We start from the raw sequence: 14,803 nt of genomic DNA on the forward strand, positions 1-14,803 counted from the left end.
TTTCTTTATTTTATAAGCTCTGTACATTGTTAGAACAAGTTACGGGGAAGAGGGAAACTCCAATGAAGTGCAGCATCTTCGCTTACATCGATGCAACCAATATTCCAAAGATTACTATTGAATCAACTTGTGATAGACTATATACTTGTGCTCCTAGGAAATTCATTGATAGAGAGGAGGGAATTGATTTCAGAATTCATGGCGGATGCCTAATAGGTGAGACTAAAGGCGGAAGAGCAAACATCTCAATGAGGTATCCTTCCCTAGATAAGCTCCTTCCAGAAACACCTGTAAAAGCACACATGGTCCAGACATTTCCGCCTTATCAAGAGGCTGAGATAGTCCTAGTCATAGATTCTAGCCCAAATACTGATTTTTACGGAATGTTAGAAAGAAAATCTACTGTTATATCTACAACTAAACGCACAATACTTGCAGGAAAAGGTGTTTTACAACTCGTTAACGATAAGCAAATAATTAGCCGTAGCGACGGCGAAAGCCTAGATGAAGTGCTAGTTGATAATACTATTGGGTTCGAGACGACATATCCGATCTTACCGCTGGAAAAACACGCACAAATCATTAGAAGATGTAGCTTTCTACACCATATTGACGAAGATATCCTACTATATCAATATGGCGCGCCAGACTTCGTTTTAAGTTATGCCGACAGTTTAAGAAAACAAAAAAAGTTCATGGAGCCTTTAAGACTACATGCTGCACTCTCCAAGCTCTATGCAGGGTTACTAAAAGCAAGCAACGTGACAGAGCCAAGCGATATATATAATATTGCTGTGGAAATAGCTAAAACAATGCATTTATCGATTATTAGTATAGGGCGTCAAGATAAAAATACATTTATCAAGCCTGTAGTGAGTGGTATAGCCTTTCGCATTAAATTGCGCAAAAAACATCAAGACACAGACCATGTTGTCTCCGTCCTTGTGGATAGGGACATGGTTGTGCATGGTTCATGGGAAGAGGTTAGCGTGCTTTGCACTAATTGCTGGGAGCCCTTAACTCTCTACGAGCAGAGCTTGTGAACCCGGAGTTCTTTCTAAGACTTTGCTCACACCATTTACTTGTTGAACCTCAATTACCTTGTCTGCTGCTTCCTCTAGTTCTCTTTCATGAGTAATTACTACCAACTGGGCAAGACCCGTTGATTCTAATCCATAACGTATAATGTTGATTAATTCTCTCCTTTTTTCCTCATCAAGGTGAACCGTTGGCTCATCCATGATTAACGTCTCGATACTCTCACCAACTAACCGCGCTATAGCGAGTCTATATGCTATCGCTAAGGCTATGCGTTCACCTCCGCTAAGCATCTGTACACTCTTCTCACCATTCCTGGTCACAACATAGACATTGTAATCCTCGTCAAGCCGTATATCGGTGAAGTCTATGTTAAAGGCATATAGTATGTCTCGTAGACACTGTTCAAGCCGGTTTCTCGCAGCTTCCCTAATTATCCTCGGTATTCCATTCGGGCTCAAAGCTCTACGTATTTTTTCAAGTACGTTTATTACTTTTCTGTACTTTTCCACATATTCTTCAATTTCTCTTATCTTTTCCATAGCTTCTTTGAACTCTTTCTCGCGTTCCTTAATTACGCGCAGCCTTGCATCCAGCTCTGCAACTTCACTGTATAATCCCCTAACTTCTCTTTCAAGTAATGAAAGTTCTTCACGCTTTGCCTCAACATATTTGCGAAGCCGTTCATATTCTTCTCTAAGCTGGTCAAGAGCCTCAATCTCTTTCTTAATAGAATTAATACGATCCATTAAGAGCTTCTGCCTTCTCTCAAGTTCCGGAAGCTTCTGGGCTACTGAGCTTACTCTTGCAACCTCTTCCATGTATTGTCTAATCTCTTCCTCTAGTTGACTCCTTTGGGGAGGCTCCCTTAGTCCTAGACGGTCAAGGATTTCGCGAGCCCTAAGTACTAGTGAACTTATACTTGCTTCTAGTTTTTCCAAATCTTCTTTGTACCTTTCGAGGTCTTTTGCTCTTCGTATAAGAACTTGATATCTCACTACATATTCGTGAAGCCTCTCCGCCCTATCCTTTGCCTCCTTGTACTCCTTGTAAGCAGCATATACTTCTAAGAGGGAAGACTTCAGTTCACGTAGCCGCGAATTAAGCTCACTTAGCTCTTGTTGACGAAGCCTTATCGATCTTACGGTTACTTCTACGTCTTGTAGAAGTGCTTCTATTTCGTTTCTTAGCTCGCTTACTTTTGCCAGCTGAGATTCTATCTCATTACCTTTTCTTTGAAGTTGTAATAATTCGTTCTCAAGCCTTCTCTTATCATCGCGTAGCCTCGCTATTAGCTTTACACGTTCATCGTCGCTTAGCGGTCTGCCACAAAGCGGGCATACTCCTCGCGCCGTTGTTAGCTTTAGCAATTTATCCTCTAGTTCACGAATCCTCGTCGTCGCACTTGCAATGAGAGATTGAATTGTCTTTTCTTTCTGCCTAAGGTTCTCTTCTTGGCGTCTTAGTGCATCAAGGAGAGTTTTAACAGCATCACTAATCGCGTTTATGTCGTTTGGCGGCTCGAAGGGGAGATAATGCTTAGCTTTATCCATAACCCGCTGTGTCTCGTTCTCTATTAGACTTGTGATCTCGTTTATTTTATTCTTCAATCTACTTATTTCTGACTCTATATAGCGATACTTGTCCTCAATATCTTTCTTATCCTCTATAATCCTTAATAGTTCTTCGTATTCTTTTACTTTAGGTTCTAGCTCATCTAGTTCCTTAACTTCGTTCTCAAGCTCTTTTATACGCTCCTTTAGCCGCCGTCTTTCCCTTTCAAATAATTCTAAATCACTTAAGATTCTAACCAGCTCGGTTTTCATTTCTATTTGTTCACGTTTCTTTTTCAGTTCTTCGAGCCGAATAGATGCCTTCCGGGCCTCAGCTAGCTCTTTTTCAACAGCTTCGAGATCCTTGATAAGTACCTCAAGGTCCTTCTTTTTATTCTCTATCATTTCTATAGTTTTCTCAAGACTTATTAATCGCCCTGTGCTTTCATCAAGCTCGCTCTTAAGCGCTGAGAGCCGCTGCTCTTTTTCATGAAGCAATGGCTTCTTTCTAGCCAAAGCCTCCTCAATTTCTCTAGACTTTGCAATCTCGGAGCGGAGAACCTCCAACCTTTGCTTCTCTCTTTGGAGCAATCGTTCTCTGTCTTGAAGTATCTTCCTTGCTGTACGGGTAATGTCAGCTATTCTATCGAAAGCTTTTTCAACAGCCTTGAGCCTTAAAATGGTATCTATTAGTTCAATTCGCTTATCCTTATTAATTAGTATTTCTTCTATCTGACCCTGCCTTGTTATTATCAACTTCTCGGCTATTTGGGGATCTATGCCTATTATTTTCCTTAGCTCCGAGGCTACCGTAGAAGGAGAAGTAGCTATGACTGCTGGTTTTCCGTCAATGATCTCAATGAGCTTAGTATCGGTGCGTCCATGCCTTGATATAGTCTTTTGTATGCGGTAGTAACGCCCATTACTGATGAAATCTATTATAATTCTAGCATAGTGTGCGCCTAGCCGGATTATAGTTTCTTTCTTGTTGCGCGGATCCCTGCTATGCGTACCGAAAAACGCATATGATATAGCATCTATAATGCTCGACTTGCCTGCACCATTCGGACCAACAATAGCTATAATTCCTTTCCCGAGATCTATAGTGCTCTTTCTATGGCTTAGCACATTCTCTAATTCAACCCTTTCAATAATCAATTGTTTTACACCTCTACCCCAAAGTATTTCTTAATGATCTCCTCTGCTTGGCGAAGGGCAGCTTGCTTGGGCTCAATACTTAATGCGTCTATAAGATCTAGTGCAAGCTTAGCCTCCTCGTCGCTCCCTAACACCTCTTTTAGAATCTCATAGAGGTTTATCGCTGAAGTGCTCTGCTGCACAGGGTGGGGAAGCCTAGTGTCAATAGTGGATATTCTCAGTCTGAGAGCGAGTACGTAATCACGGAGGAGCTGCTCTATCTTCGAATATATTTGCTGCTTTTTCCCTCTAGGCACTCGTTCCACTATGATGTGGAGTAATGGTTTCTTCCCGAAACTAGCTATTTTCATTACTTCTTCTCTAAGGCTTACTAGGAATGATGCTAACGCCTTATCATCAGAGAATATATGCCTTCTAACTAGCTGAGGACGAGGACTTGTCAACCTTACCTTGTTAATGCTTATAGTCTTTGAAGCCCCAATTTCGGCTAATACAATATACCTTTCACTCTGAGCCTCTGCTTCATCGAGACGGAGAGCTTCAGGCGAACCTGGATATACTACAGCGCTTTCACCTAGTCTAAACGTTTTAAATAGGTGGATATGCCCCATGGCATAGTATGAGTAGTTCTTAGGGAGCTCACCTAATTCGATCTCGTATTCAGGTGCAACGTTTCTCAGCGTCTGGTGAAGCATAAGGATGGATGGAGCCTCTGACCTACCTAGACTCAGTTTCTTGAACGCCTCGAGAATCCTTTGACGAGCACCTGGACCCTTCATGTTACGATAGCCGGCAACGATAACTTTCTTCCCGCGCGCTCTTACTTGTATTTTCTCCGGCTCGCGAAGCCCAACCACTTTAACAAGGCCAAGACGCTCTAACACCAGGAGTGGTGGAATCACTCTTCTTTTAGGGATATCGTGATCGCCGGGAACAACAAGCAAGGGTATACCTTTCTCTCTTAAGCGCGATAAATGAGGAATAGCATGATAATAGGCTTGTGGTGGTGGATTGACAGAATCAAAGAAGTCACCACTATGTATGACGATATCAACATGCTCTTTGATAGCTATGTCAATTACTTCTCCGAAAACTTCGTAAATATCACGCTCACGCTCCACAAGGGCATATTGTCGGAACCCTAGATGAGTATCTGATACATGTAAAATGGCTGCAGTGTCCTCCAACACTTATACACCCTACCCCTACATAGTAAGATCCGGATGTATTACTTCATAATATTGAGGACCATGGATCTTCTACTATATTCTCGTCATTATCTATGGCCGTCGATTTAACCCACTCGGCTACAACGTCTATATCGCTACCCCCAAATTTGCCTTCAAACTTGTCTATCTTGACTAGCGCCGGCAAAGCTATCATGGGCCCGATGACTATTGCTTCACCGATATTAAGCGATGGCAGATGAGCTAAGAGGTCGTCGCTGAGACGTTCACTAGCAGCTTGTACATACTTTTGATCACTTGGTTCAACTATTCGCAGTATTATCATATTGTTTGCCTGGCTGAGTATGTCTTGATCAACGTTCTTTGGCCTTTGACTAACTATTGTCAATCCGATGCCAAACTTTCTTCCCTCTCTAGCAATCCTGGCAAGCCAGTACTTGGACAATGTATCCTCGTCTCGAGGTGCTATTATGTGCGCTTCCTCAACAACAACAAGTATTGGAACCGGGATGCGGCTCTTACCTAGAAGGCGGTGCTGCTTGCGCTCCTGAAGAATAACGCGTAACATATGACTAACTATAACGTCGGCTGCATCTCTGTCCAGCCTGCTAAGGTCAACAACATTCACATAGCCAAACCTTAGTCTCGACACAAGATCGACGGCGGTATCGTCTATTATTTCTCCGTATCTCTCCTTCAGATTATCAACTTTGTTTTGAAGCGCAATTGCAGCACTTGACTCCTCTCTTCGTAGTCGCGTTTTTGAGGCAATCTTTTCAAGCTCTTCAACGAGCTCGTCTAGGAAGTCGCTGCGATGCTCATTCCGTTCCCTTAGTGATCTAAGAGCCTTGCGCAAGACTCTTTCTTGGTTATAGAAGCGCCTTTCAACACCTAGAAGAGTCATTATTTCTTGGACACTGAGCGTCCAAGGATTAAGCTTAGGTTCAATAATGTTCAGCCTACCTCCACCTATCGTCGAATTAACGTACTCGCCGTGAAAGTCGAAGATGAGGATCGTGGCACCTATTCGGACAAGACGGTCAGCAATTATTGCGACCGTGTTGCTTTTTCCAGCACCGGTTACAGCTAGTACGGCTAAGTGACGCGTAACAAGCATATTAACATTAACATAGACTGGTACATCTGTTCTTGAAGCAAGCTTACCTATCCTTATCTTATACGGCTCTTGGCCTCCGAATATACGGCGCAAAAGATCGGAAGGAGCTCTGTAGACGCGTGAGCCAGGAAGCGGTGGAAGTCTAGGAAGCTCTAGTCTCTCTAAGTCCCCTAGTAGACGGGCGACGCATTCAAAGTAAATATCGTTGTTATCTCCGCCACCAGAAAACAGCCTTTCTAACACGATCGGGTCATATATACTTTGCATAGCTGAAAGTGTTAAGCTTCGGGTTCCAACAGCCTCAACGAACCCCAGGACAAAACCATTACTATGTTCTACTAACACGTAATCTGCTACGGGCGGCGGATTCCTCGAGACAAACTTTACTACGCTTGGCGTTGCATTATCTACAACTACTCCAACGATATCGTTCTCCGCACGAACACTACCAGGACCAGCATGGTCTTCATGCATTATCGACAGGATTACCCCCGAATAACAATATTATTACGCTATGAGAGGTCTCAATGATATTTAAAAAGGTTCGGCCGCGTCAGGATATTCTATGCAGACGTTTCCTCCCTTAGCCTTAGAATATATGGAACACGGTGGAGCAACCATTATGCCGGCATAGTAGAGTCCTTTCGATGCACGTACGATTTTTACGAGTATAAGGATGTCGGGATTATCTAGGTTAACCGGGAGCTCTATTCCTTTCGCAAGATGCCTTATCGCTTCATCCTTGTGGAGAAGCCTCCCACTCTCATTATCTACTAAGTGCCCTTCAAGTCTAATGGCAAACGTCTTACCATCCTTACTTCCATACTTTTCTTGAAGCGTTTTCTTAACAGTCTTATCAACATCGTCTAAATACGGTGAAGACACCGCATCTAAAGGTATAGCTCTCAATATGACGCTATCGTCGGTGAGTTCACGTGCGAGCTTAGCCACGGCTTTGTAGGGGTCATCAACGCTTAAAAGCAGCAGGGATTGAGGAGCAGCAAAGAGCCTCACAGCTCCCAGTATGCTTCGGATCGTCCTCATAGCCTCTCTTGACGCATAGTACCCTGGTTCATGAGCTACTATTAGGTTGAATAGCTTGCTGAGGCCCAATATTCATCCTCCCTATATCTCGTCGGCTAGAAGAGGAGAGCGCTAAGAGCCTAATATCTTGATACAACCACTTCTCTTCTTAGCAATGTCTCTAACCAAGCCGCAACTCTGCCTGCATCTTTGACATCTTTACACCTAAGCTCTACAAGCCATGGCCTTGTTCGACGAGTATGTACTCGGGGTTTTTTGCATCCGAGAGCCTCGGCAGCCTCGATTAGTTCTTCTACGCTGTACCTAATTTCTCTAGAGGATATACCGCATGGCCCCCACTTGCATCCATAGCACCACATTTTATGCGAATACACATTGGCGGAGCAGCTACTTGGTAGCACGATAAGTCCCAGTTTTCTAGCCAATTTGGCGATTCTATCCTTAATGTCATTTTCAACAATTGTGGCTTGGTCCTTATCCGAACGCGGATTCCTTGGCAACCTCTTTAAGATTTCCCTTATGTCAACAACTCCCGATGCTTTAAGCCTTTTAATAATTCCCGGGGTCACGCGCAGGGAACCTAGTACAACAGTTCGTATACCAGCCTTCCTTGCCAAGGACAGTATATTCTCAGCTTCCCTGTCAGTTACACCGGGGATTATTGGACGCATAAAGAGCGTTACACTAATGCCTTTGCTTATTAGCTTTGAGGCAAAGTCAAGCCTTTTTTCAGGCGAGGGAGCAGCAGGCTCTAATTTCTTTGCAAAATTAATAGTAACTATTGTGATTAGCACATTAATATTGGGATCCGAGACTCTGACAAGCTTATCAATATCTTCATCACTTAAGATAGACTTTGTTGATATTTGTTGAGGATTTCTTAGATAATGATACGTCGCCTCAATGTATTCCAGTGCACGCTCCTTTGTTTCTGGAAGAAATGGTTCAGTTACTGAACCAAAGGCTAAGAGAGTGCCATGGGGTCCTGGCACAAAGTACTTATTCATGAGCAGTGCATAGACAAGCTGTTTTCCGTTCAAAGGATAAGGCTTGGGCTTCATGGGAAACCCCATATCGGGGACATAGCAATAGAGGCATCCGAGGTTACAACCTATACCGGTGTGTATGGTCATTCCACATGGCCTAGGCCGGCGCTTAGCATGGTGATCGTTTCTGGCTTGCTCTATTTCTCTCTGCGAAAGCTCTGATTCCAGCCTTGAAGCCAAAGAACTTTTTAGCTTAAGTAGTTCCTCAAGCCTTCTAACTAGGCTCGTTGCAGCCTCCAACGCCCTTTAGCCCTTTCAACTAGGTATAACCAATGTGGGTTAATTTACAAGGGGGTTGAGGAGCTATTGTGTTCAAAGCTCCTATAGTCGAATGGCCCGACCTACCTGAAATCAAGGTAAGGAATACGTTTGGAAATCGTATAGAGGTGTTCAAACCGCTTAAGCCCGGCATCGTGAGAATGTACACGTGTGGGCCAACCGTCTATGATTATTCGCATCTCGGTCATGCGAGAACATATGTTGCCTTTGACGCTATAAAGAGGTATCTTGTACTACGAGGCTATAACGTCATACATGTACAAAACATAACCGATATCGATGATAAGATAATAAACAAAGCCAACGAGCAAGGGGTTGATTGGAGAGAAATAGTTGACACCTATATGAAAGACTATCTAGAAATGCTCAAAAAGCTAAGGATAAAAATTGATATTCATCCGAGAGTAACAGAGCATATTAACGATATAATAGAGTTTATACAAGGCTTGATAGAGAAGGGCTATGCGTATGTGGCGCCAAGTGGTAGCGTTTACTTTGACGTAGAAAAGTACGATGACTATGGCGCTCTTAGTGGCAGATTTAGCCCAGAAGAGTGGAGACAGGAAGAGGATGTTCTTCGCGAAAAGAAGCATCCCTATGATTTTGCACTGTGGAAGGCCTGGAAACCAGGCGAGCCCTACTGGGAAGCGCCATGGGGTAAAGGAAGGCCTGGCTGGCATATAGAGTGCAGCGTAATGTCTTCAAAATACCTCGGCCCACAGTTCGACATACATGGAGGCGGCCAAGACCTCATATTCCCTCACCATGAAAACGAGAGGGCGCAGAGTGAAGCATACTTTGGTAAAAAGCCGTGGGTGAAGTATTGGCTTCATACAGGCTACTTAATGATAAGCGGGGAAAAGATGAGCAAAAGTCTTGGAAACATTGTGGTGTTTAGAGAAGCTGAGAAAAAATGGGGTGCAAAGACGCTGCGCATGTGGCTGCTAAGCGCCCACTATAGGGCACAAATAGACTATAATGATGATGCATTAACCCAGGCACAAACTAATCTGAAAAGAATTGAATCGGCGTACAAGAGCCTCTTACACATGCTTGAAGCTATAACGCCCCCTGGGAGTCTCAGCGAGAAAGAAACAAGTGTGCTACAAGAAGTACTCAGACTATATAAAGAGTTTCATGAATATATGAGTGATGACTTTAATACTGCAGGCGCGCTCGCATCAATACTACAGCTTGTTAGAGTGATTAATCGCGATATTTTGACAAACGAATACTTTACTGCAGGGATAATGGCCTATAAGCTGCTTAGGGAATTCAACGCGGTTTTCGACGTCATAGAAGAAAAGCCTCTAATGCCCGCTGAAGAGGAGGTAAACAGACTAATAGAACTCATAGTGAAGGTTAGATCAGAGCTGAGAGCACGAAAAGAATATGACCTAGCTGATTGGATTCGTGCCGAACTATCTAGACTCGGAATAAAGCTCCTCGATTATCCGGGCGGCAAAACCGTGTGGAGGATTGAGAAATAATTTAAAACCGAGTTTTTCTTAAGGTATTTTTAACTCCTCCTTTCTGATTTTCAGCATGCTTAAGGCACTTCTTAGCACCTTATCTTTTTCACTGCCACTCAGCTTTCTATCAGATACTCCTTTTACATATACATAGAATACTCTTTGCCAAGACCTTGGCAGCTCAATAACAGCAACCGGATCCCAGCCCGGTATCGGAAAGTCAAGCGATATTATTACCGTACCTTCCCTTAGCTCCTCCTCAAGCTTTGGCCGAAGCTTCTGGTTGACACTCGTAAGCAAATACATATATATTATATTTGCATCCTTCAGCTCTATCTTGAAGAAATCACCCTCTATTACATCCACGTTCTCGCTTAACTTGTTTTCTTCAACATTCTTACGTGCTTTCTCAACAAGGTCTTTGCGCGCCTCTATACATTTGACCCTTACATGGGGGAATTCTTTGGCTATAGCAATAGCTACTCTACCATCGCCGCAGCCAATGTCGTAGATAATGCTGCCCTTCGACGGATTAAGAAGGGATACTAGGGCCTTTATTACCTCATCGCGGGTAGGAACCCAAGGCACCGACGGCTGATAGTTCCAATACATTTCTTTCCCCGGTACCTTTCCCTCCTCTTCCTACATAAAGTAAGTAGATGAACGAAGGGGTGCAAAAACTTGTCTCAGAACAGTACTTGTCAAAGACTTATACTGTCGGCTTTAATATCCTAAGCCTTGAGGGGCTGTGCATGGAGCAGCTTGGTATTGCGCCAAAGCTTGTGCTTATAGGGTTCATAGTGATTCTCGTCGGCATGCTTCTCATTATTGTTGGCTTCCTCTACACAGCCCTAAGGGCATCAAGCGGCGAGGTCGGAGGAGTAGTAGTAATAGGGCCCATACCCATAATATTTGGAACAAGCGAGAGAGCTGTAAAAATAGCAGTACTCGCTGCAATAATATTAATGGTCCTTGCAATAATATTGATGCTGCTTCCATACTTTTTATTTAAAGCCCCTAGAACGTCTACCCCATAACATACCTTTAGACAATGACCGATTGTATCGCGGAGCATAGAGAAAAAGAGGCGAAAAATCGTATATTATTTCTATGGGCTTATGAGGAAGGCCCTGGGCTCTACCGAAACCCATGAGGAATAGGGGATGCCGGCCCGAGGCCCTCTGGAAACCGAGTTCGAGCACTTACTAAGCTTAGATAACTCAAAGAAAATACTCAATAAAATAGTGTGCAGAGGAGTGGCTTTCCACCTCCTCTCATATTATGAAGAGGATTGCTCACATAGGGCAAGGGTCGCTGTTGACGACAATAAAGACACAGTAATTATCTTTGACGAGCATAAATGCTGTACGGATAGTATTGATGCTTTTAGAAACTACATCAGCAAAGCTATAATGGTGCCTATTAAGGAGTGCAACATAAAATGCTTAGAAAATGAGCCATGGTCTGCAAAAACCTATGATCATTTAAGCAAGGAAGCGGTATCGCTATTTATACAAGGATTTGGAAACTTGATGAGACAAGCAGCATCAACGGGCTATGAGTATTTCTTAATTATTGGGTGGAACGCCGAAGCCGCATATGGACGCGGAGGCGAAACACGAATATCACTACCGTCTATACCTGCCGTCATCATGGCACATACACATCCAAGTCCTTATTGTTATCCATCTGGCCCTGATATCGAATCAACAGCAGAGTTTCTCTCAGCAGGCGGCTTAGCAGAGCTAATATTTTCTACAAATTGCGTATCAGTTATCAGGCTAAGTAAGCCCCTACAAGAGGATGATTATTGGGCTTTAATCGAAATAGCCAAAGAAGTTAAGAAGGCAAAAGACGATTACTCCGGCTACATTAGAGCGATTAATAGGCTTAACATGCTGCATACGATTGTGTTCGAGATAATGTGACTATATCATTGGAGATAAGTAGATTAATCGCCTAGAGCGAAAAAGAATTGCTGGAAGCTATGTGCTGACGTGGACCGGAGCTGACCCCTTTGCTAATGTGATGAAGCTTCGGGCGCTACTGAGAAATCCATAACCCCTTCTTGACAAGGTAGTTTTTGACCCAAGGAAGTAGTTCCCAGCCATGCTCAAGTTTTACCAATGCTTTGGAATCGCATACAATTTCATTAAATCTACCAATTTCGCCTTCTATCGCCGGGTTACTGAGCATCCAGGGCACTGGGTCTCCGCTATGACTCTTGAGGCTCCAGGGCGTTGCATGGTCGGATGTAACGATGATAGCGGTCTCTTCGAGGTTTATGCTATCTAAGAGGGGCTGTACGAAGTATTCATCTATTAGTTCAATTGCTCTCTTCTTCTTATCAAAGCTACCATCGTGTCCAGGTTCATCGGGCCCTTTTAGATGAATATATGTGAAATCGTTCTCTCTTATTGCTTCTATGGCTTTTTCAAGCCGGTTAGGGAGGTCCTTCTCTAGGTTCCCGCTAGGAGGCTCAACAGTATAGATATTCATGGCTGCTGCACGTGCAATACCTATTTCGACGGGCATTTCCGCTATGGCTGCCGCGCTTTTCACTCCTAGTATTGAAGACAGAGGCGGCATTTTAGGCATCTTATCGCCGGCATCTCGGAGGAGTAGAACGTTTGCTTTCAGTAATCCACGTTGCTCACGCATTTTGTTTACTTCATGTTTTTCTAATATTTCTATTGTTTTTTCAATAAATTCATCAACAAGTTTACATGTATTATATGCCTCAGGTATATCACTGAGAGGCTTACATCGCGGCAATACCATATCTGGATTTTGAACAGCGACTGAGACCTTGCCTTTTCTCACATATGCTGGATCTATGTTCTGTACCTCTGCACTGAGCCTATAGGTTTCGCTCCCCAGTATAACAACTGCTCTATGACCTATGGTAGCCCTCACAACCGCATATCCGTCAAGACTGAGCCTCATACCATCAAGGCTCGCTGCAAGCGCCTTGGCTTCCTCGCTGCTCAAGCTACGTCCAACACGCCTATCTATTACCCTACGTGTCTTAGGGTCTATAGTTGCAAAGTTGGCCCTAAATGCGACTTCATAGCCTTCTCGAATACTTAGACCTATACCTAATGCCTCGAGAGGGCCTCTTCCAGTATAGTATTTTTCTGGATCATATCCGAGCAGAGAAATTGTCGCAAGATCACTCTCTGGCGCTATTCCCGGTTCTACGGGATAATGAAAACCACAAACAGCATTCTTAGCCAATGTGTCAAGGCCTGGAGTCTTTGCCTCGCTCAGAGGCGTTTTGCCGTCCACAGGACGGTCGGCAGCACCATCTAGGATTAATAATACTAGCTTGTTTACGCTAGGCAAAAGGACTACACCGTTTGACTAGCTATGTGTAAGCCTTTTTCGTTCTTTCTCCAAGAAGTCAAACGCAATAGTAAACGACTTGGCAATTGCATCCTCATATGGGAGGATCTCACTTCTAAGCATGTCTATGAATTCTTTCAATACTTTTAGTCTTCTATGAGCCTCTTGGCGAGAAACATCTAGACACATAAGGTCTGGGAGCTTGACTAATTTTTCCCATACATGTGCTAACGTGTCTGCAACCACTCGGCTCCTCATAGCGGACGTCTCTATAAGCCTATAGACACCGATGGCTCCTAAGGCGTCGAGCTTGTCAGCATCACTAACTATGCACGACTCCATACTTGAAGGTTTACCTCCTATACTAAAGCTATGTTCAAGAATAGCATCAATAACGTGTTTCTGCTTATCCCTACTTATTCCTACTTCTTCGAGAATAGGCTTTGCTAGTATAGCGCTTATCTCTGCATGATGGAGATTAAGATAGTCCTCAAACCCCCTACCAATATCATGCAATAATGATGCTAATATAACGACTTCTTCATCCATATTAACGTCTTGAAGCCTTTTAACCAAGTAGAGCGAGTTACATAAGACTCTTATCGTGTGTGGGAGGCCGTGAGATTCATCCATGCCCTGCATCATTAGTACATATGCAACTATTTTTTTACACCAGCTGTAACGTATACATATATCCTCAAACATACTGCTACAATCCATACGGGTATCCCGATGAATGCTTCCGGCGGAGCTGATACCTACATAAGTGTATGGCGTGATGAACTCTTCGCTGTACTGAGGGGCATTGAACCAGGCTAGACTACTGCTCCTATAAAGGCAAAGAATATTACTGCACCGAGTCCTATTAAGGCAAGTCGCAGTCCGCTAATGATCGGATTCTCTCCGCTTATATGCCCGAGATATGCTCCAAGGGCAAACAATTCTCCAATAATTATCGCTGCAGACGCATAGACAAGTAATGATATTCGCGCGCCGAACCCTAGAACTGCTGATATGATGAACGGCAATATTCCTATAAGGGGGAGGATTATTGCTCCAAAGCCACTCCAGATAGCAACGTAGAGTGGGACAACACGCGCTGCACGTTCATATATGCTTCCCTTAAGTGAGTGAAGTACAGCTTTCTCAGTTTCACGTAGCTCTCTCAGTCTCTCGGCTCTTTCAGACATGTATGTTGCTATGAATCCACTGAAGAATCCCATAGCAAATGAAGCTCCTGCAACGCCTCCTATGTAGTTAGCAGGGTTGGTTGCTCCGCTGAGATAACTTCCGAGAATGACACCAAGGCTTGAGAGGAGCCCATCAAAACTATTAGTAATGAACATTCTACGAGCAATGCTTCTTGCTTCAAGTATACGTGCGTATGTACTCATGCTTCTAAGTTGTGAGAGTAAGTCTATTACAGACCTAATGATTCTCTTGAACACGTCCTTGTTTGTCAAGGCTCCGCGTAGCACCTGCAACCTGATTCCTACTATCTGGTATAAAGCAGAGCACGTGCTTCTAGTTGAAGCGTAAAGGGCAAAGAACCCAATTAGGGAAA

General features: G+C 43.7%; 13 protein-coding genes. 4 read left to right on the plus strand and 9 right to left on the minus strand.

Annotation, left to right across the window (positions count from 1 at the left end; genetic code table 11):
• Positions 1–62 precede the first annotated feature (62 nt).
• A complete protein-coding gene (locus SBG41_RS04615) occupies positions 63–1,043 on the plus strand; it encodes a hypothetical protein (RefSeq protein ID WP_317896376.1) in 981 nt (326 codons plus the stop codon).
• On the opposite strand, the gene SBG41_RS04620 is transcribed toward SBG41_RS04615, so the two are convergent.
• The 5 genes from SBG41_RS04620 to SBG41_RS04640 are packed head-to-tail and all read right to left on the minus strand — an operon-like array spanning position 1,017 to position 8,383.
• Positions 1,017–3,749 carry an AAA family ATPase gene (locus SBG41_RS04620; RefSeq protein ID WP_317896377.1) on the minus strand — a complete coding sequence of 911 codons (2,733 nt, stop codon included), beginning with the start codon at positions 3,747–3,749 and terminating at the stop codon, positions 1,017–1,019. The two genes, SBG41_RS04615 and SBG41_RS04620, sit on opposite strands and share 27 nt — an antisense overlap.
• A gap of 5 nt (positions 3,750–3,754) precedes the next feature.
• Positions 3,755–4,936: a metallophosphoesterase family protein gene (locus tag SBG41_RS04625; RefSeq protein ID WP_317896378.1), complete on the minus strand. Its 1,182-nt coding sequence runs from the start codon at positions 4,934–4,936 to the stop codon at positions 3,755–3,757.
• Between the two features lie 46 nt (positions 4,937–4,982).
• Positions 4,983–6,527, minus strand: a complete 1,545-nt coding sequence (locus SBG41_RS04630) for an ATP-binding protein (protein ID WP_317896379.1) — start codon at positions 6,525–6,527, stop codon at positions 4,983–4,985.
• A gap of 60 nt (positions 6,528–6,587) precedes the next feature.
• A complete protein-coding gene (locus tag SBG41_RS04635) occupies positions 6,588–7,166 on the minus strand; it encodes a THUMP domain-containing protein (protein ID WP_317896380.1) in 579 nt (192 codons plus the stop codon).
• A 50-nt stretch (positions 7,167–7,216) separates the two neighbouring features.
• Complete coding sequence (locus SBG41_RS04640; RefSeq protein WP_317896381.1) at positions 7,217–8,383, minus strand: radical SAM protein; 1,167 nt, start codon at positions 8,381–8,383, stop codon at positions 7,217–7,219.
• Positions 8,384–8,451: 68 nt separating this feature from the next.
• On the opposite strand from SBG41_RS04640, the gene cysS reads away from it, so the two are divergent.
• Positions 8,452–9,912, plus strand: a complete 1,461-nt coding sequence (gene cysS / locus SBG41_RS04645; protein WP_317896382.1) for a cysteine--tRNA ligase — start codon at positions 8,452–8,454, stop codon at positions 9,910–9,912.
• An 18-nt stretch (positions 9,913–9,930) separates the two neighbouring features.
• Here cysS and SBG41_RS04650 read toward each other — a convergent pair whose 3' ends face one another.
• Positions 9,931–10,506 carry a class I SAM-dependent methyltransferase gene (locus SBG41_RS04650; RefSeq protein ID WP_317896383.1) on the minus strand — a complete coding sequence of 192 codons (576 nt, stop codon included), beginning with the start codon at positions 10,504–10,506 and terminating at the stop codon, positions 9,931–9,933.
• A gap of 140 nt (positions 10,507–10,646) precedes the next feature.
• Here SBG41_RS04650 and SBG41_RS04655 point away from each other — a divergent pair, with 140 nt between their 5' ends.
• Positions 10,647–10,931, plus strand: a complete 285-nt coding sequence (locus SBG41_RS04655) for a TIGR00304 family membrane protein (protein ID WP_317896384.1) — start codon at positions 10,647–10,649, stop codon at positions 10,929–10,931.
• Between the two features lie 126 nt (positions 10,932–11,057).
• Positions 11,058–11,822, plus strand: a complete 765-nt coding sequence (locus SBG41_RS04660) for an MPN domain-containing protein (protein WP_317896385.1) — start codon at positions 11,058–11,060, stop codon at positions 11,820–11,822.
• Positions 11,823–11,937: 115 nt separating this feature from the next.
• Here SBG41_RS04660 and SBG41_RS04665 read toward each other — a convergent pair whose 3' ends face one another.
• The 3 genes from SBG41_RS04665 to SBG41_RS04675 all read right to left on the minus strand — a co-directional run bounded on the left by SBG41_RS04665 (position 11,938) and on the right by SBG41_RS04675 (position 14,702).
• Positions 11,938–13,239 carry an alkaline phosphatase family protein gene (locus SBG41_RS04665; RefSeq protein WP_317896386.1) on the minus strand — a complete coding sequence of 434 codons (1,302 nt, stop codon included), beginning with the start codon at positions 13,237–13,239 and terminating at the stop codon, positions 11,938–11,940.
• An 18-nt stretch (positions 13,240–13,257) separates the two neighbouring features.
• Complete coding sequence (locus tag SBG41_RS04670; RefSeq protein WP_317896387.1) at positions 13,258–13,959, minus strand: HD domain-containing protein; 702 nt, start codon at positions 13,957–13,959, stop codon at positions 13,258–13,260.
• A gap of 95 nt (positions 13,960–14,054) precedes the next feature.
• Positions 14,055–14,702 (minus strand): VIT1/CCC1 transporter family protein, encoded by a 648-nt coding sequence (locus SBG41_RS04675; RefSeq protein WP_317896388.1) that lies wholly within the window; start codon positions 14,700–14,702, stop codon positions 14,055–14,057.
• Positions 14,703–14,803: the final 101 nt, after the last annotated feature.

This window comes from Pyrofollis japonicus (genome assembly GCF_033097485.1).
Lineage (GTDB): Archaea > Thermoproteota > Thermoprotei_A > Sulfolobales > Pyrodictiaceae > Pyrofollis > Pyrofollis japonicus.